Origin of the sequence: Micrococcus sp. KRD128, assembly GCF_017168395.1 — a bacterium.
GTDB classification, from domain to species: domain Bacteria; phylum Actinomycetota; class Actinomycetes; order Actinomycetales; family Micrococcaceae; genus Micrococcus; species Micrococcus luteus.
The window spans coordinates 326,993-349,239 of record NZ_JABFAX010000015.1 but is presented as its reverse complement, the minus strand read 5'-3'; the positions used below and the strand labels follow the sequence as shown (position 1 = coordinate 349,239).

General features: G+C 72.3%; 18 protein-coding genes, 3 tRNA genes and 1 pseudogene. 8 read left to right on the top strand and 14 right to left on the bottom strand.

Translation table 11 applies throughout. The features are described from left to right. Positions 1-9: 9 nt before the first annotated feature. From clpX to J1M44_RS07815, 6 genes are all read right to left on the bottom strand, one after another. On the bottom strand, positions 10-1,308 hold the full coding sequence (gene clpX / locus J1M44_RS07840) for an ATP-dependent Clp protease ATP-binding subunit ClpX (RefSeq protein WP_206480830.1): 1,299 nt from the start codon (positions 1,306-1,308) through the stop codon (positions 10-12). Between the two features lie 173 nt (positions 1,309-1,481). Beyond that, positions 1,482-2,147 carry an ATP-dependent Clp protease proteolytic subunit gene (locus J1M44_RS07835; protein WP_002855988.1) on the bottom strand — a complete coding sequence of 222 codons (666 nt, stop codon included), beginning with the start codon at positions 2,145-2,147 and terminating at the stop codon, positions 1,482-1,484. Between the two features lie 41 nt (positions 2,148-2,188). Then, a complete protein-coding gene (locus J1M44_RS07830) occupies positions 2,189-2,803 on the bottom strand; it encodes a ClpP family protease (RefSeq protein ID WP_155137731.1) in 615 nt (204 codons plus the stop codon). A 267-nt stretch (positions 2,804-3,070) separates the two neighbouring features. Then, the gene (gene tig, locus J1M44_RS07825; RefSeq protein ID WP_206395809.1) at positions 3,071-4,435 is read right to left on the bottom strand and encodes a trigger factor; all 1,365 of its coding nucleotides are present in this window, start codon (positions 4,433-4,435) and stop codon (positions 3,071-3,073) included. 42 nt (positions 4,436-4,477) lie between these two features. Continuing rightward, positions 4,478-4,551 (bottom strand) — tRNA-Pro (locus J1M44_RS07820). An 83-nt stretch (positions 4,552-4,634) separates the two neighbouring features. Continuing rightward, entirely contained in the window at positions 4,635-5,528 is an 894-nt protein-coding gene (locus tag J1M44_RS07815) for an SDR family oxidoreductase (protein WP_206480829.1), read from the bottom strand. 76 nt (positions 5,529-5,604) lie between these two features. Here J1M44_RS07815 and J1M44_RS07810 point away from each other — a divergent pair. Next, positions 5,605-5,675 (top strand) — tRNA-Gly (locus J1M44_RS07810). A gap of 122 nt (positions 5,676-5,797) precedes the next feature. On the opposite strand, the gene J1M44_RS07805 is transcribed toward J1M44_RS07810, so the two are convergent. The 4 genes from J1M44_RS07805 to J1M44_RS07790 all read right to left on the bottom strand — a co-directional run bounded on the left by J1M44_RS07805 (position 5,798) and on the right by J1M44_RS07790 (position 9,707). Further along, complete coding sequence (locus J1M44_RS07805; RefSeq protein ID WP_002855996.1) at positions 5,798-6,709, bottom strand: Fpg/Nei family DNA glycosylase; 912 nt, start codon at positions 6,707-6,709, stop codon at positions 5,798-5,800. After that, entirely contained in the window at positions 6,710-7,183 is a 474-nt protein-coding gene (locus tag J1M44_RS07800) for a ribose-5-phosphate isomerase (RefSeq protein WP_002855998.1), read from the bottom strand. 86 nt (positions 7,184-7,269) lie between these two features. After that, positions 7,270-8,838 carry a flavin-containing monooxygenase gene (locus J1M44_RS07795; protein WP_206480828.1) on the bottom strand — a complete coding sequence of 523 codons (1,569 nt, stop codon included), beginning with the start codon at positions 8,836-8,838 and terminating at the stop codon, positions 7,270-7,272. A 14-nt stretch (positions 8,839-8,852) separates the two neighbouring features. Then, complete coding sequence (locus J1M44_RS07790) at positions 8,853-9,707, bottom strand: alpha/beta fold hydrolase (RefSeq protein WP_002856002.1); 855 nt, start codon at positions 9,705-9,707, stop codon at positions 8,853-8,855. Between the two features lie 182 nt (positions 9,708-9,889). Here J1M44_RS07790 and J1M44_RS07785 point away from each other — a divergent pair, with 182 nt between their 5' ends. From J1M44_RS07785 to J1M44_RS07770, 4 genes and pseudogenes are all read left to right on the top strand, one after another. Next, the gene (locus J1M44_RS07785; protein ID WP_036334612.1) at positions 9,890-10,660 is read left to right on the top strand and encodes an IclR family transcriptional regulator; all 771 of its coding nucleotides are present in this window, start codon (positions 9,890-9,892) and stop codon (positions 10,658-10,660) included. 156 nt (positions 10,661-10,816) lie between these two features. Next, positions 10,817-13,438, top strand: coding sequence for an aminopeptidase N (gene pepN / locus J1M44_RS07780; RefSeq protein ID WP_241252935.1), 2,622 nt, complete (start codon positions 10,817-10,819; stop codon positions 13,436-13,438). Positions 13,439-13,573: 135 nt separating this feature from the next. Next, positions 13,574-14,005: pseudogene (locus tag J1M44_RS07775) on the top strand (OsmC family protein); the annotation flags it as partial. A 318-nt stretch (positions 14,006-14,323) separates the two neighbouring features. Further along, the gene (locus tag J1M44_RS07770; protein WP_043055203.1) at positions 14,324-14,647 is read left to right on the top strand and encodes a globin domain-containing protein; all 324 of its coding nucleotides are present in this window, start codon (positions 14,324-14,326) and stop codon (positions 14,645-14,647) included. A 38-nt stretch (positions 14,648-14,685) separates the two neighbouring features. Here J1M44_RS07770 and J1M44_RS07765 read toward each other — a convergent pair whose 3' ends face one another. After that, entirely contained in the window at positions 14,686-15,393 is a 708-nt protein-coding gene (locus J1M44_RS07765) for a hypothetical protein (protein WP_206480826.1), read from the bottom strand. A gap of 77 nt (positions 15,394-15,470) precedes the next feature. Here J1M44_RS07765 and J1M44_RS07760 point away from each other — a divergent pair, with 77 nt between their 5' ends. After that, positions 15,471-16,490 carry an acyl-CoA thioesterase domain-containing protein gene (locus tag J1M44_RS07760; RefSeq protein WP_049159266.1) on the top strand — a complete coding sequence of 340 codons (1,020 nt, stop codon included), beginning with the start codon at positions 15,471-15,473 and terminating at the stop codon, positions 16,488-16,490. Between the two features lie 187 nt (positions 16,491-16,677). Here the strand turns inward: J1M44_RS07760 and ettA are convergent, their stop codons facing one another. Continuing rightward, positions 16,678-18,360: an energy-dependent translational throttle protein EttA gene (ettA, locus tag J1M44_RS07755; RefSeq protein WP_002857118.1), complete on the bottom strand. Its 1,683-nt coding sequence runs from the start codon at positions 18,358-18,360 to the stop codon at positions 16,678-16,680. Between the two features lie 98 nt (positions 18,361-18,458). After that, complete coding sequence (locus tag J1M44_RS07750) at positions 18,459-19,010, bottom strand: single-stranded DNA-binding protein (protein WP_002857119.1); 552 nt, start codon at positions 19,008-19,010, stop codon at positions 18,459-18,461. 199 nt (positions 19,011-19,209) lie between these two features. Between J1M44_RS07750 and J1M44_RS07745 the strand changes: the two genes are divergently transcribed. Beyond that, positions 19,210-19,283, top strand: a tRNA-Arg gene (locus J1M44_RS07745). A 115-nt stretch (positions 19,284-19,398) separates the two neighbouring features. Beyond that, on the top strand, positions 19,399-20,844 hold the full coding sequence (locus tag J1M44_RS07740) for a DUF2079 domain-containing protein (protein ID WP_144824354.1): 1,446 nt from the start codon (positions 19,399-19,401) through the stop codon (positions 20,842-20,844). Positions 20,845-20,880: 36 nt separating this feature from the next. On the opposite strand, the gene J1M44_RS07735 is transcribed toward J1M44_RS07740, so the two are convergent. Continuing rightward, positions 20,881-22,247 (bottom strand): glycosyltransferase family 87 protein (locus J1M44_RS07735; RefSeq protein WP_206480825.1); only part of this gene is annotated, 1,367 nt, incomplete at its 5' end.

The window sequence follows — 22,247 nt, the reverse complement described above, 5'->3', positions numbered from 1 at the left end:
GGCGGCCCGTCAGGCGCTGCGGCCGCGGCGGCGGCGCTCGACCTCGGCGGGGATCAGCACGGGCTCGGCCTCGCCACGCACCGCCTCGCCGGAGATGACGACCGTGCCCACGTCCGAACGGGAGGGCAGCTCGAACATCACGGGTTTGAGGACGTTCTCCATGATGGAGCGCAGGCCGCGGGCGCCGGTGCCGCGGGCCTCGGCCTGGGCGACGACGGCGTCCAGGGCGTCCTGCTCGAACTCGAGCTCCACGCCGTCCATGAGGAACATCTTCTGGTACTGCTTGAGCAGGGCGTTCTTCGGTTCGGTCAGCACCCGCACGAGCTGTTCGTGCGTGAGGTCCTCGACGGTGGTGATCACGGGCAGGCGGCCGATGAACTCGGGGATGAGGCCGAACTTCAGCAGGTCCTCCGGCCGCACGTCCGCGTAGGTGACGTCCCCCGCGCCCAGGTGGTTCAGGGGCGCGCCGAACCCGATGCCCTTGCGGCCGGCGCGGGAACCGATGATCTCGTCCAGGCCCGCGAACGCGCCCGCCACGATGAACAGCACGTTGGACGTGTCGATCTGCAGGAACTCCTGGTGGGGGTGCTTGCGCCCGCCCTGCGGCGGCACCGACGCCACCGTGCCCTCGAGGATCTTCAGCAGGGCCTGCTGCACGCCCTCGCCGGAGACGTCACGGGTGATGGAGGGGTTCTCGGACTTCCGCGAGATCTTGTCGATCTCGTCGATGTAGATGATGCCCTGTTCGGCCTTCTTCACGTCGTAGTCCGCGGCCTGGATGAGCTTGAGGAGGATGTTCTCCACGTCCTCGCCCACATAGCCGGCCTCGGTGAGGCTGGTGGCGTCCGCGACCGCGAACGGGACGTTGAGCCGCCGGGCGAGGGTCTGCGCGAGATACGTCTTGCCGGAGCCGGTGGGGCCGACCATGAGGATGTTCGACTTGCCGACCTCGACGTCCGCCAGGTCGTCCCGCTCGGTGAGGCGGTCGGCCAGGTCACCGCTCCGCGCCTGCGGCCCGCGCACGCGCTTGTAGTGGTTGTACACGGCGACGGCGAGGGAACGCTTGGCCGCCTCCTGGCCGATCACGAAGCTCTCGAGGTGGTCGAAGATCTCCTGCGGGGTGGGCAGGACGGTCTCGTCCGCCTCCGTCGCCTCGCCGAGCTCCTCCTCGATGATCTCGTTGCACAGCTCGATGCACTCGTCGCAGATGTAGACACCCGGGCCGGCGATGAGCTTGCGCACCTGCTTCTGGCTCTTCCCGCAGAACGAGCATTTCAGCAGGTCAGCGCTCTCTCCGATACGCGCCATGGTGGTACTCCTCGAGGGCCGGGCGGAGACGTCCGCCCGCGCGGGCGGCGTCGCTGTCAGATTCCGTCCAGCATACGACCGTGGACGGACACGTTAAGGGACCGGGTCCCCGGTCGGCGTCGAGGGGCCCGGCCGCGCGGCGTGCGGCCGGGCCCCTCGACGGGCGCCGTCGGTCAGGCGGACGGGCGGGTGATCTTGCGGGAGGCGAGGACCTCGTCCACGAGGCCGTACTCGAGGGCCTGCTCGGCCGAGAGGAACTTGTCCCGGTCGATGTCCTGCGAGACCTCCTCGGGCGTGCGGTTGGTGAGGGAGGCCAGCGTCTCCTCCATCCACACGCGCATCCGGTTGATCTCCTGGGCGTGGATCTCCAGGTCGGTGGCGGTGCCGCGGTCGCCCTGCATCGCCGGCTGGTGGATCAGCACGCGCGCGTTGGGCAGCGCCAGGCGCTTGCCGGGGGCGCCCGCGGCCAGCAGCACGGCCGCGGCGGAGGCGGCCTGGCCCAGGCACACGGTCTGCACCTCGGGGCGGATGAACTGCATGGTGTCGTAGATCGCCGTCATGGCCGTGAACGAGCCGCCCGGCGAGTTGATGTACAGGGTGATGTCACGCTCGGAGTCCATCGCCTCGAGCACGAGCAGCTGGGCCATCACGTCGTCGGCCGACGCGTCGTCCACCTGCGCGCCGAGGAAGACGATGCGGTCCTCGAAGAGCTTGGCGTAGGGGTCCTGGCGCTTGAAGCCGTAGGGGGTGCGCTCCTCGAACTGCGGGAGGATGTAGCGCGCGTCCGGCGTGGGCAGGGAGGGCATCCCGGTGGGGAGCCCGGCGGGGAACTGGGTCATTCTTGGTCTCCTGGAGAGGGTCGGGACGGTCCGGGCCGGGCTCAGCCCCGGACGCCGCCGCCGCCGGTCACGGACGCGGCACGGTCGGCGATGTGGTCGATGAAGCCGTACTCGAGGGCCTCCTGCGCGGTGAACCACTTGTCACGCGCGTTGTCCTCGAGGATGGTCTCCACGGACTGGCCGGTCTGCTCGGCGGTCAGCTCCGCCATCACCTGCTTCATGTGCAGGATCAGCTGGGCCTGGATGCGGATGTCCGACTCGGTGCCGCCGATGCCGCCGGAGGGCTGGTGCATCAGCACGCGGGCGTGGGGGGTGGCGTAGCGCTTGCCCTTGGCGCCGGAGGCGAGCAGGAACTGGCCCATGGACGCGGCGAGGCCGGTGGCCACCGTCACGACGTCGTTGGGGATGTACTGCATGGTGTCGTAGATCGCCATGCCCGCGGTGACGGAGCCGCCCGGGGAGTTGATGTACAGGTAGATGTCCTTCTCCGGGTCCTCGGCCGAGAGCAGGAGCAGCTGGGAGCAGATCGCGTTGGCGTTGTCGTCACGGACGTCCTCGCCCAGCCAGACGATGCGCGACTTCAGCAGCTGGGTGTAGAGGAAATCCTCGCGCTGCGCCGGGTCCACCGAACGCATGCTGGGGGTGATGTCGGTCATCACTTCCGCCTTCCTGTCGAGATGTCCACGGGCCTCCCGAACGGCGGCCGCTCGCGCGGACGGACGGGTCCCTGATCGAGTCCGACACTAGCCGGGCGTCCGGGCCGGCGCGCGGGACGCCGTCGGCGTTTCGCTGTTGGCGCAGGTTGTCGCGGGCCCTGCCCGGGGCCGCCCACTGTGGCCCCGGGACGACGACGACGCCCCCGCCGGCGTGGGCGGGGGCGCCGTCGTCGTGGCTCGGCGGGGGTGCGCCCCCACCGGCCGATGTCAGGCCTGCTCGGCCGCCTCGGCGTCGTCGGCCTCGGTCGCCTCGGCCTCAGCGTCGAGGGCCTCCTGGCCGCCCGGGGTCACGAACGCCGTGAGGTCCACGGCCTTGCCGTCGGTGTCGGTGACCTCGGCGTACTCGAGGACCTTGGCCAGGGCCTTGCGGCGGCGGACCTCGCCCATGATCATCGGGATCTGACCGCCCTGGTCGAGCATCATGGCGAACTGGTTCGGGTCCATGCCGTACTCGGAGGAGGTGGCGATGATGTACTCGATCAGCTCGCCCTGGTCGACCGTGACCTCCTCGGCCTCGGCGACCTCGTCCAGGATGACCTCGTTGGCGAACGCCTCGCGGGTGTTCTGCTCGAGCTCGGCACGGTGCTCGGCGGTGTCGTGGTCGTCGCCCGCGGTGTGGCCGCCGGCGGAGAAGTGCTGCTCGACCTGCTCGGCGATGACGCCGTCCGGCACCGGGACCTCGACGAGCTTGGCCAGCTCCTCGAGGACCTTGTCGCGGGCCTCGACGCCCTGGCGGTTCACGGCCTCCTCGGCGGCCTGCTTCTTCAGGTCCTCCTTGAGCTCGGCGATGGTGTCGAACTCGGAGGCCAGCTGGGCGAACTCGTCGTCGGCCTCGGGCAGCTCGCGCTCCTTGACGGCCGTCAGCTCCAGCTTGACCACGGCGGTCTCGCCGTCGTGCTCGCCGCCGTTGAGCGTGGTCTCGAAGGTGGCGTCCTCGCCGGCGGACAGGCCGTCGAGGGCCTCGTCGATGCCCTCGAGCATGGTGCCGGCGCCCACCTGGTAGGACAGGCCCTCGGCCTGGTCGACCTGCTCACCGTCGACCGTGGCGGTCAGGTTCATCGTGACGAAGTCGTCCTGGGCGGCCGGGCGGTCCACGTCCTTGAGGGAGCCGAAGCGCGAGCGCAGGGCGTCGAGGGCCTTCTGCTCGTCCTCCTCGGTGGCCTGGGCGGGCTCCACCGTCACCTTGAGGCCCTTGTAGTCGGGCAGCTCGATGGTCGGGCGCACGTCGAACTCGGCGGTGAAGGCCACCGGGCCCTCGGCGTTCTCTGCGTCCGGGGTGGCGGTCACGTCGACCTCGGGGCGGGAGATCGGGGTGAGCTCGGCCTCGGCGATGGCGGCGGAGAACCAGGTGTTCAGGCCCTCGTTGACGGCCTGGTCCACGACGATCTCGCGGCCGAAGCGCTGCTCGATCAGACGCGCCGGGATCTTGCCCTGGCGGAAGCCCGGGATCTGCACCTGGTTGGCGATGTCCTTGAACGCCTTGTCCAGGGCGGGCTTCACCTCCTCGAACGGCACCTCGACGGTCAGCTTGACGCGGGTCGGGCTGAGGTTCTCTGCGGTGGACTTGACCACGGATGACTCCTGTTGGTGGTGGTGGATGGTCTTGACGTCGAGTCGGGGTGACAGGATTTGAACCTGCGGCCTCACGCTCCCAAAGCGCGCGCTCTACCAAGCTGAGCTACACCCCGCCGTCGTCCCCGACGCCGGCGGGCTCACGCGGTGGAGGCTCGCCGGGCACCCGAGGGACTGCCCGAGGGCAGACTGTGGAATCCTAGCGCGCCGTCTCACGCCCCGCGAAAAGCCGCGACCGCCGGCCCGTGAAGCCGTCCATCGTGGCGTTGACCCCGAGGACGTCCATCGCGCGGTCGAAGACGGGCGCCGGCAGGGCGCGCAGGGGTGCGATCAGGCCGACGGCGCGCGGCAGCAGCAGGCGCGTGCGGCCGGCCTCGACGGCGTCCAGCACCTCCTGCGCCACGTGGTGCGGATCCAGCACGGGCAGCAGCCAGGGCACCCGGCTGCGCACGCCCGCGAACATCCCGGTGTCGATGTAGAAGGGGCAGACGGCCAGCGAGGTGACGCGGCTGCCGTCCTTGCGCAGCTCCGCGGCGAGGGACTCGGCGAAGCCGACCGCGGCGTGCTTGGTGGCGGAATAGTCCGTCTGGCGTGCGACGCCGACCAATCCCGCGGCCGAGGCCACCGTGACCACGGCCCCGCGGTCCCGGGCCCGCATTCCGGGCAGGACCGCCCGGGTCAGCCAGTACGGCGCGAGCGCGTTCACCTCGAAGGTGCGGCGGATGCCCTCCTCCGTGGCGTCCTCGAGGCGCGCGCCCGTCACGACGCCCGCGTTGTTCACGGCGACGTCCACCTTTCCGGCGCGGGCGGCGGCGGCCTCGACGGCGGCCGCGTCCGTCACGTCCACGCGCTCGGCCCGGGCGTCGGCGCCCTGAGACCGGATCTCGGCGTCGACGGCCTCAGCCCCCTGCAGGTCGAGGTCCCAGACGACGACGCGGTCCGCGCCGCGGCGGGCGGCCCCCAGGGCGATCAGTCGACCGATGCCGGACGCGCCGCCCGTCACGAGGACGGTGCTGCCGCGCAGGGACAGGGGACGACGGCCGGCGAGGGCGGCGGCGGTTCTGCGGAGGGCGGGACGAAAGCCGTGCATCATGCCTCTTCCCCCACGGCCGACGCGGGCCCGCCGTGATACGGTGTCAGCCGCTGGTCCGCGCCGAGCGCGGCCCCGCGGGGATGTAGCTCAATGGTAGAGCCCCAGTCTTCCAAACTGGCTACGCGGGTTCGATTCCCGTCATCCCCTCCGGACCTCATGAGCCGGGCCGTCGTGTGCGCACGATGGCCCGGCTCATGGCTTTTTCGGGTGCGTCGTTGTCCGCGCCGGTTCCTTGACCGCTGTGCCCGGTCGGGCCTACTACGGACCCCTCAGCTCTGACAGGTGAGGCACCGGTAGAGCTTCCGGGCCGCCATCTCCTCCACCACGATCGTCTCGCGCCCGCACACGAGGCAGGCGAGGCCCTGCCGCTGGTACACGTAGTTCGCGTGCTCGGGCCAGGCCGCTTCGGCAGGGATCCCCGGCCGGTGCTCAGGCCGCGTGGTGACGATCCGGCCCAGCCGCACGCCCTCCCGCATGAGCGCGGCGTTGTCCGCCCAGAGGAATGCCAGGTCCGATGCGGAGACCTCCCGAGCCGGCCGCCACGGGTCGATGCCGGCGCGGAACAGCGCCTCGGCCCGGAAGATGTTGCCGATCCCGCTGACGGCCGCCTGGTCCATCAGCACGACGCCGATCGGCCGCCGTGTCCGCCGGGCGGCGGCATAGAACGGCGCGGGATCGTCGTCGTTGAGCGGATCCGGGCCGAGACCGGCGACGACCTCGGCAGCCTCGGCCGGGGTGAGTGCGCGGCACCGGCTCGCGCCGATCAGGTCGGCCCAGCCGTGCTCGGAGCGCAGTCGCAGCCGGACCGTGGAGGCCGCCGGCGGGGGCTGGACCCAGCCGTCGGCGTCGCGGGCGGGCTCGGCGGCCGGGGCGCCGTCGTCGTGGACCTCGCGCTCGCCGACCCGGCGGGGTGCGCCGATCGAGGACGCGGCCACGAAGTCCTGGTCCCCGCCGAAGGTCCACGCCCCGTACATGCCCAGGTGGACGTGGAGCACGCGGCCGCCGGAGACGTCGGCGAAGAAGTGCTTGCCGTGGGCCCGGGCGCGCTCGAGGACCTGGCCGTCGAGCAGGGCGGCCCCCTCGGCGAAGCGGCCCTGCGGACTCGTGGCGCGGATCCGGCGGCCGCCGAAGACGTCGGTGAACTGGCGCGCGAGACGGTGGACGGAGTGGCCCTCAGGCACTCACATCAGCACCTCTCCGGTGGTCTCGTAGTGCGCGATCTTCCCGATGCGGCGCACGTGACGCTCGTCCCCGGAGAACGGCTCGGCCAGGAACGCCTCGATCAGCTCGGTGGCCTCCTCGAGCGAGTGCTGCCGGCCGCCGACGGCCACGACGTTCGCGTCGTTGTGCTGGCGGGCCAGCCGCGCCGTGTCCAGGTTCCAGGCCAGGGCGGCGCGGACGCCGGCCACCTTGTTGGCGGCGATCTGCTCGCCGTTGCCGGAGCCGCCCAGCACGATGCCCAGCGAGTCCAGCCCCTGCTCGCGGTCGGCGACGACGGCGCGGGCGGCGTTGATGCAGAAGCCCGGGTAGTCGTCCTGCGCGTCGTACTCGGTGGGTCCGTGGTCCACCATCTCGTAACCGGCGGCGGTGAGGTGCTCCACCAGGTGGGCGGACAGCTCCATGCCGGCGTGGTCGGTGGCGATGTGGACGCGCATGCGCAGACTCCTCCAGAAGGACGACGGTCGGGTGGGGTCAGTCTACTGACGGCCCCACCCGACCCCCTGCCCCGGGGCGGGCCGGCTCAGATCAGCGCAACCGATCGCTCGGGCTCGCGCACCGGCATGGGCTCGGGCTCCCCGCTCGCCGAGGAGAGGAAGCCCTCCCCGGTGAAGTGGCCGTTGCGGGCGCGGAAGTCGTAGGCGTAGTCGGGCCAGATCAGCGTCAACTTGCCCGAGCGGGGGTCGACGTACCAGGAGTGGCAGCCGCCGTCCACGAGCCACACCAAGGTGGCGGCCCGCTCCTGGAGACGGTCCACGTACTCCTCCTGGGCGAGTGTCTCGGGGACCATCGTCCGGATTCCCTCGTGTTCCGCCCGGTCCAGGGCCTCCAAAATGTACGCGATCTGCGACTCGATGATGTAGACGATCGAGTTGTGCCCCAGCGAGGTGTTCGGCCCGTTGATGGCGAACAGGTTCGGGAATCCCGCCACGGCCGTGGAGTCGAACGCCGCCATGCCGCTGCTCCAGTGATCGGCCAGGGAACGGCCCTCGCCGTCGTGGACGCGGTCGGCGAACGGCGGCTGGGCCGCCTCGAAGCCGGTGCAGAGGACGACGACGTCGACCTCGTACCCGTGACCGCTCACGCCGAACAGCCGGCTCCCCTCGACGCGGTCCAGCGCGCTGTCCTCCAGGGTGACGTTGTCCCGGGCCATGGCCGGGTAGTAGTCGTTGGAGACGAGCACACGCTTGCAGCCCGGCAGGTACCGCGGCGTGAGGCGCTCGCGGAGCTCGGGGTCAGAGACCGCGGCGGCCAGGTGCCCGAGGGCCTGGGCCCGGACCTGGTCCAGTGCGGCCGGCACACCGCGGCGCTGGGCATAGCTCGACTCGGCGAACCAGAAGATGTCGTCGCGCTCGCGCTGCATGGTGTGCGGAGCGCGCTCGAACATGCGGCGCACGGCCGCGGAATACGGCTTGACCACGCGCGGGGTGACCCACGCGGGGGTCCGCTGGAAGACGACGAGCTCGGCCGCCGTCGTCGCCAGCTCGGGGATGACCTGGATCGCGGAGGCGCCGGTGCCGACGACGGCGACACGCTTGCCCTTCAGGTCCACCGTGTGGTCCCAGCGGGCGGAATGGATGACCTCGCCCTCGAAGGCGTCGAGACCCGGGACGTCCGGCAGGCGGGGGTCGGCAAGGTGCCCGGTGCCCATGATGAGCCAGCGTCCCGTGTAGGTCCCGCGCGGGGTCCGCACCATCCACCGCTCCGTCTCGGGGTCCCAGTGCGCTTCGAGCATGTCCGCCCCGAGACGCAGGTGCGGGGTGAGGCCCTCGTCCTCGGAGAAGCGCACGAGGTAGTCCTGGATCTCCGGGCCCGGCGTGTAGAAGCCCGACCACTGCGGGTTCGGCGCGAAGGAGAAGCTGTAGAGGTGGCTCGGGACATCGCATGCGGCGCCCGGGTAGGTGTTGTCCCTCCAGGTCCCGCCGACCTGCTGGGCGCGGTCCAGGATGAGGAAGTCCTCGCGGCCGTGACGCCGCAGCTGGGCGCCCATGCCGAGGCCGGCGAATCCGGAGCCGATGATGAGGATCTCGGCGGACTCGTCGCGCGGTGCGGGGCGCACGTCGGTGGTGGTGGTCGTGGTGGTGGTGGTCATGGCTGGCCCCTCTCTCAGGCGTGGGTCTCGGGGATGATCGCGCCGGCCGGGTGGCGGTCGGGCTCGCGCAGGTGCAGGTCGACGATCTGCATGAGTTCGGCCGGGCGCTCGAGGAAGAAGGCATGGCCGCTCGTCATGGTCGTCAGCCGCGCGTCGTCGATGATGCCGAGCAGCTCGTACTGGTGATGGGGCGGGACCATGACGTCCTCGGCACAGGAGACGATCAGTGTCCGCGCGGTGACGGCGGAGAGACGGTCGGCGACGTCTACGCGGGCGTTCAGGTCCATCTGCCGGGCGGTGAACTCGTCCGCGGTCAGGGAGGCGAGTGCTCCGTCGAGCATGGCCGGGGTCAGGGAGCGCAGGGCCAGCGGGGACAGGCCGCAGAAGGCCGTGTAACGGGCCAGGGCATCAGGGCTCGTGGCGTACAGGTGCCGCCAGACCTCGTTGCGCAGGCGCTGGTGGACATCCGTCGTCGCCCAGCCGGCCACGAGCACGAGGTTCTCCACGCGGCGACCGAGGTCCGCGGCCAGCTGCCCGGCCACGACGGCGCCGAGTGAGTAGCCCAGCAGGTCGAAGGCGGCGTCGGGGCCGAGGAGCTCATCGACGGCAGCCCGCACCTGGCCGACCAGCAGGTCGACGGTCAGGTCTGCGGCGGGGTCGGCCGTCGGCGCCCAGTCGACGGCGATGACGCGCGTCCGCGTGGCCATCATCGGGAACAGGTGGCCGAAGTGCGAGGCGGTCGTCCCGCCCGTGCCGTGGACCAGCACAAGAGGCCGGTCGAGCTCCCCGGGTGTCACCGAGTCGTGGCAGGTGACGGAAGCACCGTCCACGCTGACGGTGCGCGTGACGGTCGATGCGGTCAGTGGCATGGGGCTCCTCCTGGAAACCGATATGCGGACTATGGGCTCGACGCCCGCGATGTGACGCGCCCTACATTCCCCATCATGGCGCGTGTATTTCTCACAATGCAAGCAGGCGCGTCAGTCATTTAGTCCATCAGATGGAACTAGCTCCGATGCCGGAGCTGCGGCACGATGGACCGGTGACCCCTATGACCCCACCCACCGGCGTCCTGCCCCGCGCCGCCCTCGTGATGCGCCTGCTGCACGAGGTCGGACCCGCCGGCCTGCGGCTGAGCCAGCTCGTCCAGCGGACGGGCCTGCCCCAGCCCACCGCCCATCGACTGCTTGCCGACCTGGCGGAGGAGGGCGCCGTGACCCGGCGCGGGGCCGCCTATGCACTCGGTGATCGGTGGGGCCCGGTCGGATTCGAACCGGTGACGCCGCGGTGCCTGATCGAACGCGAGGCCAGCCGGGCCGTGGTCCAGGCCGCCGCGGACGAGCTGGGGGACACGGTCTACCTGGCGGCACGGGCTGCGGGCGGAGTGGCCTACCTCCTGCGATGCGACGGCGACTCCCCCGTGCGCGTCTTCACCGTGGAGGTCGGCGAGGTCAAACGGCTTGCCGCCGGGTACGCCGGCATCGCACTCCTGGCCTCCCTGCCGCCGGAGCGCCGACGAGCGGAGGTGGACGCGGTCGTCGCCCGGCCTCCCCGCCGCTGGAACCTGACGGATGACGGGGCCCTGCACGACCTGCTGGACACCCTGCTGCGTCAGATGGACGAGCAGGGGTGGTGCGGGGGTGTGCCGGTCGTGCCCGGGGTGGCCGGAGTCGCCTGTGGCGTCCCGGCGCGGACGGGAAGCATCCCCCAGGTGTCCCTCACGGCCTCGGCGGCCGAGCAGCGGATGCCACCCGGACGCGTGCCCGAGGTGGCTGAGGTGCTGCGTGCGGCGGCGACCCGACTGGCCGAGATCGGGGGCTGAGCAGGTCGACCGGCCCGCCCCGAGGCGCGCCGCTCACGACGCCCGGGCCAGGTGGCACACTGGGGAGCACCGTGCCGTGGCCCCCATCACAGGCGCCCGGCCGTGCCGCATCCGCCCGACCCCAGGAGGAGTCCGACCGTGACCACCGCCGCCGCCATGAACATCACCCGCGAAGAGGCCGCCGCGCGGGCGGCCGCCCTCACCGTGGACGCATACGAGGTGAGCCTGGACCTCACCCGTGGAGCGGAGCACTTCCGCACGACCACCACCGTCACGTTCGCGGCCGCGGAGGACGCGGTGGGCACCCACACGTGGATCGACTACGTGGCCGGGCAGGCTCCCGCGGTGACCCTCAACGGCGAGGCGCTGGACGTGGCGGACTTCGACGGCGCCCGACTGCGGATCGGCCCGCTGGCGGCGCAGAACACCCTCGTGGTCGACGGTCTCGGGGACTACAGCAACACCGGCGAGGGCCTGCACCGGTTCGTGGACCCCGTGGACCAGGAGGTCTACCTCTACACCCAGTTCGAGGTGCCCGATTCCCGCCGCATGTTCGCGGTGTTCGAGCAGCCCGACCTCAAGGCCGCGTTCCGGTTCACGGTGACCGCGCCGGCACACTGGGCCGTGGTGTCCAACCAGCCGGAGGACTCCCGCCGCACCCTCGGCGTCGTGGCGAACGAGGACAACCCGCAGGGCGTGGACACCGCAGTCTGGGAGTTCACCCCCACCCCGCGCATCTCCTCCTACATCACCGCGCTCGTCGCCGGCCCGTACGCCTCCGTGCACTCGGAGCTGACCAGCGCCGACGGCCGCACGATCCCCCTCGGCGTCTACTGCCGCGCGTCGCTGGTGGAGCACCTGGACGCGGAGAACGTCTTCGAGCTCACCCGCCAGGGCTTCGAGTTCTTCGAGGCCCAGTACGGCCACGCCTACCCGTTCGAGAAGTACGACCAGCTGTTCGTGCCCGAGTTCAACGCCGGCGCGATGGAGAACGCCGGCTGTGTGACCTTCCTCGAGTCGTACGTCTTCCGCGGGACCGTGCCGGAGGCGCTGATCGAGCGCCGCGCCATCACGATCCTCCACGAGCTCGCCCACATGTGGTTCGGCGACCTGGTGACGATGCGCTGGTGGAACGACCTGTGGCTCAACGAGTCCTTCGCCGAGTTCATGTCCACGCTCGCCGCCGCCGAGAACACGCAGTACACCGGCGCCTGGACCACCTTCTCCTCCATGGAGAAGAACTGGGCCTACCGCCAGGACCAGCTCTCCTCCACGCACCCCATCAAGGCCCGGATCCGCGACCTCGACGACGTGCTCGTCAACTTCGACGGCATCACCTACGCCAAGGGCGCCTCCGTGCTCCGCCAGCTCGTGGCCTGGGTTGGCCAGGAGAACTTCATGGCCGGCGTCCGCGCGTACATCGCCCAGCACGCGTGGGGCAACACCGAGCTGCCGGACCTCATGTCCGAGCTCGAGGCCGCGTCCGGCCGTGACCTGTCCGAGTGGACCCGCGTGTGGCTCGAGACCTCGGGCGTGAACACGCTGCGCACCGAGGTGGAGACGGATGAGGCCGGCACCATCACCGCGCTGCGCCTGCGCCAGAGCGCCCCGGACGGCTCGCCGTCGGCGCCCGGCGACGACGTGCTCCGCCCCCACCGCCTGGCCGTGGGCTTCTACGACGTGGACGGGGCCACCGGCCGCCTGACCCGCACCGAGCGCTTCGAGCTCGACGTGGCCGGTGAGGTGACCGAGGTCGCCGAGGCCGCCGGCCGCCGTCGTCCCGCCGTGATCCTGCCCAACGACGACGACCTGGCCTACGCCAAGCTGCGCCTCGACGACGCCTCGTGGGAGGCCGCGTCCACCCGTCTGAAGGATGTGGACGGCTCGCTGGCGCGCACGCTGCTGTGGGGGGCGGCCTGGGACACCGTGCGCGACGGCGAGGCCTCCGCCGCCTGGTTCGTCGACCTCGTCCTGGCCAACGTCGGCCACGAGCGGGACTCGTCCGTGGTGCAGACGCTGCTGCGCCAGCTCGCGACGGCGATCGGCCTGTACCTGCCCGAGGACCAGGCCGAGGCCGTGCGGGTCGCGGCGGCCGACCGGCTGTGGGGCCTCATCACGGAGGCCGAGGACGGCTCGGACAACCAGCTGCAGTTCGTCAAGGCGTTCGCCCTGCACGCGCGCACCACGGCGCAGCTGGACCGCCTGGCCGCCCTCGTGGACGGCACCCGCACCGTGCCCGGGCTGGACCTCACCACGGACCTGCGCTGGGAGCTGCTCACCGCGCTGGTGGCGGCCGGCCGCGCCGGGGAGGCCGAGATCGCCGAGGCCGAGCGCTCCGACGCGACCGCCACGGGCGCGCTCGCCGCGATCCAGGCCCGGGCCGCCGTGCCGACGGCCGAGGCCAAGCGCGCGGTCTGGGACCGGGTGATGGCCGGCGAGCTGTCCAACACGGAGCAGCGCCAGGCCCTGATCGGGTTCGCCCGGGTCCACGACGCCGCGCTGATCGCGCCCTTCGCAGACGCCTACTTCGAGGGCGTCGAGGCGATGTGGGACTCCCGTTCTCACGAGATGGCCGAGACCGCCGCGACGCTGGGCTACCCGACCGCCCAGGTCACCCCGGAGATCGCCGACCGCGCCACCGCCCTGTCCGAGCGGCTGGCCGGCACCCGCGCGGGGCTGTCCCGTGTCCTCGCCGAGGGCCGGGACGAGACGGTCCGCGCCCTGGCCGCGCGCGGGCACGCGACGGCGCACGTGCATCAGGTCCACGCCGGGGCCTGAGCCGGGCGGCGGCGGCAGCCGCGGCCAACGCCTCTGCCGGCGCCTGCGGGGCGGTGCTGGTGGGCATTCCACGGAAGATGCCCTCCAGCATCGCCCCGGCCGCTGTCGAGGCGCGGGCTGGCTAGGCTGGAACCCATGAAGCACACCTTCTCCCTGCGCACCGAGTGGACGGGCGACCGCGGCTCGGGCACCTCCGGCGTCCGCGACTACGACCGCTCCGTGGTGATCCAGGACGCCTCCGTCGGCGAGATCCAGGCCTCGGCCGCCCGCCCCTTCCGCGGCGACGACTCGAAGTGGAACCCGGAGACCCTCCTGCTCGGCGCGCTCGCCGAGTGCCACGTGCTCTCCTACCTGCACGTCGCGGCGACCTCCGGGGTCGTGGTCACGGGGATGACGTGCGGGGTCGAGGGCGAGCTCGAGGTGGACAGCGACGGCGCCGGGCGGTTCACCGCGATCACGCTGCGGCCCGAGGTCACGCTGCAGGACGAGGCCGACCGGGAGCGGGCCGAGGCCCTCCACGCCGAGGCGCACCGGCTGTGCTTCATCGCGAACTCGCTCTCGGCCCCGGTCGCCGTCGAGCCGGTCCGCCCCGAGGCCTCGACCACCGGGACGACGACGCTCCCGGACCACTCCGCGCGCCTGGGCGCCCCCCTGGCGGTGCTGCGGCCGCGCGTCGCCAAGGGCCCGTCCCGGGTGACGGGCCTGGCGGAGCGGCCCACCGAGGTCGAGCCGGTGACGCAGGAGGGCACCCCCGCCCCGGTGGACCAGGTGCGCGCCCGCGACGCCGCGGCGGGCCCCGCCGGCGCGACCCCGGCAGCCCCGGCCGCGCCCGGTCAGGCCACCAGCTTCTACGAGGCCGTCGGCGGCCGCCCGACGTTCGACCGGCTGACCGCCGAGTTCTACGCCCGCGTGCGCGAGGACGAGATCCTCGCCCCGATGTATCCGCAGGACGACTTCGAGGGCGCCCAGCGCCGGCTGCTCATGTTCCTGGAGCAGTACTGGGGCGGACCGCGGACGTACTCCGAGGAGCGCGGCCACCCCCGCCTGCGCATGCGCCACGCCCCGTACCGGATCGATCCGGCCGCACGCGACGCGTGGCTGCGGCACATGCGCGCCGCCGTCGACACGCTGGAGCTGTCACCGCTGCACGAGGCCGAACTCTGGGACTACCTGGAGCGGGCCGCCCACTCCCTGCAGAACTCGGCCTGACCGGCCCGCGGTCCGCGCCCCGACATGGGGGCGCGGGCTCACACCGCCATGGCGGGGCGGCCCAGCACGAAGCCGCCGGGGGTGTCCAGGCGCGTCCACGGTCCCGCCGTGCTGAGCCGGGCGCGGCCGCCGGGCCGCAGGAAGCCCAGCGCGTGCGCGCCGAAGGCCATGCCGGCTGGGAACTGCAGCGCCTCGCCCCCGAGCAGGGGTCCCCACATCTGCGCCCGGACCCTGCGGACCAGCGCCTCCCCAGGGTTCTCGGGCAGGGCGTCCCGCACGGCGTCGGCGCCGCGCGTGGCCACCTCGGCCAGCTCCTCGTCGGCGACCTCGGCCGCGGGCGTCCAGCCGCCGCGGGGCGGGGTCAGCGCGGTCCAGGTGACGTGCTCGCGGCCCGGCGGCACGGCGAACGCCAGGTCGACGGGGTCCTGGCCGCGCATCCGGGCGGTGCGCTCGGTGACGGAGCCCAGGGCGACGACGGCGTCCAGGTCCGCCACGCCGTCGGCGGTCGCCAGGGGGACGGTGCGCAGCCCCAGGACGACGGGCACCCCGTCTCCGAGCCCGGCCGGCTGCAGCACGGAGACCCACTGGGCGAGCATCGGGGTGCGGGAGCGCCCCGCCTCGGGCACGACGTGCAGGCGCATGCCCGTGTCGGCGACGCGACGGGCGCGGGTGGCCAGCTGCTCGAGGTCCCGCACAGCGCGGTCGTCGACGAAGCGGAGGACGGGGGCGGCGGAGTGCTCGGTCATGCAAGCATTGTCCCAGGTCCGCCGCGTCCCGGGCCGCCCCGCCGTCGCGGGGTCCATCCACGTCGAAGGAGCCGTTCGTGCCGCAACGCCATCCCCGTCCCCGCCCCAGTCGCGCACCGGGCCGTCCGGCCTCGGCCCCGAAGGACCCCACCGACGTGCTGCGCGGGATCCTGGAGCTGACGCCGGCCGCGCCGGACCCGGTGACGGGTCAGGTCCGCTTCACGGGCACGACTCCCCGGCAGACGCGCGGCCGGGTGTTCGGCGGCCAGGTGCTCGCCCAGGCGCTGGCGGCCGCCTCCCGCACGGTGCCGGGCGCCCGCCCCGCCCACTCGCTCCACGGCTACTTCATCCGCCCCGGGGACGCGCTGCAGCCCATCACGTTCACCGTCGAGACGCTGCGGGACGGCCGCTCCTTCTCCGTCCGCCGGGTGCTGGCCTCTCAGAACGAGAAGGCCATCCTCGCCCTCACCTGCTCCTTCCAGGAACCCGCCGGCAGCCCGCTGGACCACCAGGTGGCCATGCCCGAGGGCGTGCCCCGGCCCGAGGACCTGCCCACGACAGCGGACGTGCTGGGCGGCATCAACCACCCCGTGGCTCAGGAGTGGGCGTGGGCCCGGCCGTTCGACATCCGTCACGTCACCCCGGCCATCTATGTGGACCCGGCCGCGGAGACCGAGAACCGCAACATGGTGTGGATGAAGACCTTCACGCCCCTGGCGGACGACCCCGCGCTGCACCGGGCGGCGCTCACCTACGCCTCGGACTACACGCTTCTCGAGCCGATCCTGCGGCAGCACGGCGTGGCCTGGATCCAGCCCGGCATGTCCGTGGCGTCCCTCGACCACGCGATGTGGTTCCACCGGCCCGCCCGCGTCGACCAGTGGCTGCTCTACGTCCAGGACTCCCCCAGCGCCCAGGGCGCGCGCGGCCTCGGCACGGGCACCGTGTTCACCGAGGACGGGACGCTCGTCGCCTCGGTCGCCCAAGAGGGCATGGTCCGTCTGCCGGAGGGGGCCGCCGCCCGTCGGGCGCGGGTGCGTGGCACGGCCCAGCGCATGGCCCTGCGGACGGTGCTGCGCCGCAGCTGGCGGCGCTGACCCGGCAGTTCCACGGGGGGGGTGAGGCTGCCGATCGGGCCCTGCCACGGGTGAGGCGGCTCGACGTCCGCGCCGCGCGCACCGTTCGTCGTGGTCGACGTGCACCCGTCCCGGCACGACGACGGCCCGTCGCGATCACGTGATCGCGGCGGGCCGTCGTCGGCGCGGCGCCCGGGGGCGCGTCGGCTCAGTCGCGCGTGAGCTTGCGGTGCGTCACGCGGTGCGGGCGGGCGGCCTCGGGGCCGAGCCGACCGACCTTGTTGGCCTCGTAGGACTCGAAGTTGCCCTCGTACCAGTACCAGTTGGCCGGGTCCTCCGCGGTGCCCTCGTAGGCCAGCATGTGGGTGGCCACGCGGTCCAGGAACCAGCGGTCGTGGGAGACGACCACCGCGCAGCCCGGGAACTCGAGCAGCGCGTTCTCGAGGGAGGTCAGGGTCTCCACGTCGAGGTCGTTGGTGGGCTCATCGAGGAGCAGCAGGTTGCCGCCCTCCTTGAGGGTCAGGGCCAGGTTCAGGCGGTTGCGCTCACCGCCGGAGAGCACGCCGGCCTTCTTCTGCTGGTCCGGGCCCTTGAAGCCGAACGCGGACACGTAGGCGCGCGAGGGCATCTCGACGTTGCCGACCTTGATGTAGTCCAAGCCGTCCGAGACGACCTCCCACAGCGACTTCTCGGGGTCGATGTTGGAGCGGGACTGGTCCACGTACGAGATCTTCACGGTCTCGCCGATCTTCAGCTCGCCGCCGTCCAGGGGCTCGAGGCCGACGATGGTCTTGAACAGGGTGGTCTTGCCGACACCGTTCGGGCCGATCACGCCGACGATGCCGTTGCGGGGCAGGGAGAAGGACAGGCCGTCGATGAGGACGCGGTCCCCGAAGCCCTTCTTCAGGTCCTTGGCCTCGATCACGACGGTGCCCAGGCGCGGGCCCGGCGGGATCTGGATCTCCTCGAAGTCCAGCTTGCGGGTCTTCTCGGCCTCGGCCGCCATCTCCTCGTAGCGGGCCAGGCGGGCCTTGGACTTCGCCTGACGGCCCTTCGTGTTGGAGCGGACCCAGTCGAGCTCCTCGGCCAGGCGCTTCGCGAGCTTGGCGTCCTTCTTGCCCTGCACCTCGAGGCGGGCGCGCTTGGTCTCCAGGTAGGTGGAGTAGTTGCCCTCGTACGGGTAGAGGCGGCCGCGGTCGACCTCCGCGATCCACTCCGCGACGTGGTCGAGGAAGTACCGGTCGTGGGTGACGGCGATGACGGCGCCCGGGTAGGAGGCCAGGTGCTGCTCGAGCCACAGCACGGACTCGGCATCCAGGTGGTTGGTGGGCTCGTCGAGCAGGAGGAGGTCGGGCTTCTCCAGCAGCAGCTTGCACAGCGCGACGCGGCGCTTCTCGCCGCCGGAGAGGTTTGTGACCGGCTCGTCCCCCGGGGGCGTGCGCAGGGCGTCCATCGCCTGCTCGAGCTGGGAGTCGATGTCCCACGCGTCCGCGGCGTCGATGGCGGACTGCAGCTCGCCCATCTCCTCCATGAGGGCGTCGAAGTCCGCGTCCGGGTTCGCCATCTCCTCGGAGATCTGGTTGTAGCGCTGGATCTTGCCGTAGATCTCGCCGACGCCCTCCTGGACGTTCTCGAGCACGGTCTTGGACTCGTCCAGCTTGGGCTCCTGCATCAGGATGCCCACCGAGTAGCCGGGAGAGAGCCGCGCCTCGCCGTTCGAGGGCTCGTCCAGCCCGGCCATGATCTTCAGGATCGTCGACTTGCCGGCGCCGTTGGGGCCGACCATGCCGATCTTCGCCCCGGGGTAGAACGACATGGTGACGTCGTCCAGGATCAGTTTGTCGCCCACCTTCTTGCGGGCCTTGACCATCGTGTAGATGAATTCCGCCATGCGGCCCAGGCTAGTCGGTGGCCGCGGGATTCCACTCATCGTGCCGATCCCGCGACCACCGAGCCCGCTCCCCCTCCGTGCTCCGTGCCGCCCCGTGGTCAGGCGACGCCGGCTGCCGCCGGCTCGCGCTCGGGGGCGCCCGCGTCCGACTCGTCCGGGCCGGGCGAGGCCGGGGCGTCGCCACCCTGGAACCCGTCCGGCAGGCCCGCGCTGAACCCGTCGTCGACCGCGCCGGCCCGCCCACCCGATGCGTCGTCGTCGCGCGGGGCCGACTCGGGTCGCGGCGCGCCCGAGCGCTGGCTGCGCTGGAATGCCGCCGAGCCGAAGCCCAGGTCCAGCCCGACGGCGTCTGCCACCACGTCCACGGACGTGCCGGAGCGCTCGCCCGTGGACCAGTCGCGGACCCGGAGTCGACCGGTGACGATCACGGGGTTGCCCTTCTTCACGGACTGGGCGGTGTTCGAGCCGAGCTGGCCGAACGCCGAGATGCTGTACCAGTTGGTGTGCGCGTCCACCCACTCGGCGGCCTCGCGGTCGAAGCGTCGCTCGGTGGTGGCCAGGCGGAAGCCGGTCACGGCGGCCCCCGATGCGGTGTGGCGGGTGGCGGGGTCCGTGGCCACGAAGCCGCGCACGGTGATGAGGTCCTGCATGGTGTGCCTCCTGGGCTGGGCCCCGGTGGGCGCCGGGGCGGGTCGTCGGCGCATCGGCTGATCCGCCACCGCCAGACAACCCCGCCGCGGGGCACCCCGGCAGGATCGGGGGCCGACCTGGGGACACGTGGAGGTCCCCGGGCGACTGTGCAGGAGCCGACGGCGCCCCAGCCGGGGGCCGTTAGACTGACACGGCCCAGCCCCAGTAGCTCAGCTGGACAGAGCAGCGGCCTTCTAATCCGCCGGTCGGGGGTTCGAATCCCTCCTGGGGCACCCAGACCAGGGGCGGAGCCGTCCGAGCACGCCCGACGCCCGCCCGAAGGAGACCGTCCTGGACCGTCTGCGCTCCTGGCTCCGTGCCCCGCGACCCGTCGTCCCCGCGGTCCGTGTGACCCGTCGCGAGGGCGTCCAGCTGGCCGCCCTGCTCGTCGCGGCCGCGGTCCTGTACGTGACGCACTCCTTCCTCCGGTACGCCACCTACGAGGCCAAGGGCTACGACCTGGGCATCTTCGACCAGGTGGTGCGGCAGTACGCGCTGTTCAACGCCCCCCTCAGCTCCGTCAAGGGCGTGGACTTCCACATCCTCGGCGACCACTTCCACCCGATCCTCGCGCTGCTGGCCCCCTTCTACTGGGTGTGGCCGGACCCCCGCATGCTCGGCGTGGTCATGGCGCTGGCCCTCACCGCGTCCGCCGTGCCGGTGTACCTGTTCGCCCGTCGTCGCGCGGGACACGGGGTGGCCCTGGCCGCCGTCGCCGCCCTGCTGCTCTCCTGGCCCTTCCAGGCGATGGTGAACTGGGACTTCCACGAGGTCACCCTCGGCGTGCCGATCCTCGCCTGGCTCGTGTGGGCCCTGGACGGGCAGCGGGCGTGGCTCGCCACCGGCCTGGCGGCGCTGCTGCTCACGGTCCGAGAGGACATGGGCGTGACCCTGCTGGCCGTGGCCCTGGTGATGGCGATCCGTCGCTTCTGGCCGCAGGCCGCGGTCACCGCCGTGCTGGGCGTGCTCGGCTACTGGTTCGCCACGTCCGTGGTGATCCCCCACTACTCCCCCACCGGCGCGTTCGGCTACTGGCAGTTCACCGCCCTGGGCCCGGACATGCGCAGTTCGGTCCTGTTCCTGCTGACCCAGCCGTGGAACGCCGTCGCGGTGCTGTTCGACCACCCGTTGAAGGTGGCCCTCTGGCTCCTGCACTTCGTCCCGCTGCTGTTCCTGCCGGTCCTGAGCCCGCTCACGCTGATGGCCCTGCCGATCCTGCTCTCGCGGCTGTTCAACGACCGGCTCAACGTGTGGGCCCCCGTCTACCAGTACGACGCGATCCTCGCCCCGCTGCTGCTCATGGCCGCGCTCGAGGCGGCGCACCGGCTGGCCGGACGCCGGGACGCGCTGCGCCGACTGCCCGCCGTCCTCGTCTCCACGGCACTGGCCGCCGGCCTGGTCGGCACCGCGTTCTTCCCGCAGGTGTACCCGCTGCACCGCACGATCGTCGGCGACATGACGATGACGCAGCACGCCCGCGACCTCGACCGCGCGGTCGCGCTGATCCCGGACGGGGTGTGCGTCGAGGCCGCCGACAACGCCGTGCCGCACCTGACGGCCCGCACCTACGTCGGGCTGCACGGGGACATCGGAGACGAACTGGCCACGTGGATGATCGTGGACACCTCGGTGCCCGAGCTCGGCGGCTGGGACCCCCTCACCCCGGAGCAGGCACTGGCCCGCGCCGAGCGGCTCGGCTTCGAGCGGGTCTGGTCCGCGGGCGACGTCGTCGTCCTGCACCACCCGGACCGCGCGGTCTCGCCCACCTGCACGACGTACCTCGAGCACCGCTGAGCCGCGCCCCGCGGCGTCGGCGGACCCGCCCCGCCGTCAGCGGTCCGCGGACCCGCCGAGTGGCTGCAGGCCGCGTCCGGCCGGGGGCAGGAGCAGTCGGTCACGGGCACCGGTGAAGACGCCGGCGTGCGGGTCCTCCGCCACCCCCGGGGCGATCTCGGGGGCGCCCTGGTCGAGGGCGGTGCGGCGCACCGGGTCACGGGCGGGGTCCAGGACGTCCTTGACCACCGTGGTCATGAGCCACACGAGGGCGACGATGTGCGCCACGATCCCCGAGGCGTACCAGGCGGTGATCCACCAGGCGCCGCCGGCGAACGCCCCGTCCGAGGTGATGCGGGCCGACTCCATCCACACCCCGCCCCAGTGGTAGACCTCCACGGCCTGCCAGATCCAGAACGCGCGCCACCGCGGCGTCGCGAGGACCACGAGCGGGATCAGCCACATCACGAACTGCGGCGAGTACACCTTCCCCCACAGGATGAAGGACGCCACGATCAGGAAGCACAGCTGGGCCATGCGCGGCCGGTGCCGCGCCGCGAGGGCAAGATAGGCGATCCCCGCGCAGCACACCAGGAACAGGCCGTTCTGAAGCGTCGTGAACGTCTCCCCGGACCATCCTGTCCAGGCCAGCGCCAGCCAGGTCGAGGAGAAGGAGACCGCGCGGTCCCCCGAGAACGTGTAGAAGCGCGACCACTGGTCGAACGCCGTCAGCATGAACGGGAGGTTCACCGCGAGCCAGGCCGCCGCCCCGGCCACGGCCGCCTTCACGAACCCGGCCCAGCGGCCCGTGCGCAACGCCAGCACGAAGATCGCGCCGAAGAAGAACAGCGGGTACAGCTTCGTGGCGGTGCCGAGTCCGATGAGCAGGCCGGCGAGGGTCGGACGGCCCGCCGTCCACGCCCACAGGGCCAGGGCGGCCAGCATCACGGCCCACAGGTCCCAGTTGAGCATCGAGGTCAGGATGATCCCCGGGGCAAGGGCCACGAGCAGGGCGTCCCGGGAGCGACCGCGCGCGGTGTACGCGGTCGCGACGACCAGCACGATCCAGCAGAGCACCACGCCGATCGCGTTGACGTCGAAGTAGGTCACGGTGCGCTCGTGCAGGTCGCCGGAGGCGGGCACGAGCCACATGGTCACACCCGCGACCACGGCCAGCAGCGCCGGGTACTCCATCCACTGCTCGGGCGGCAGCGGCGTGTAGAAGGGGAAGTGGCCGTCCGAGAGGCCCCGCGTGGGGAACAGCTGGGCGAAGTCCGAATAGCACATGTGCGCGTGCACGCCGGGGGCCGCCCAGCCGTTCACGCGGCACCACTGCTTGGTCAGCACGCCGACGGCGGCGGCCACCACGGTCAGGCCGACGAGCAGGCCGACCCAGCGGGCGCTCGGGCGGGTCGGGGCGGGAC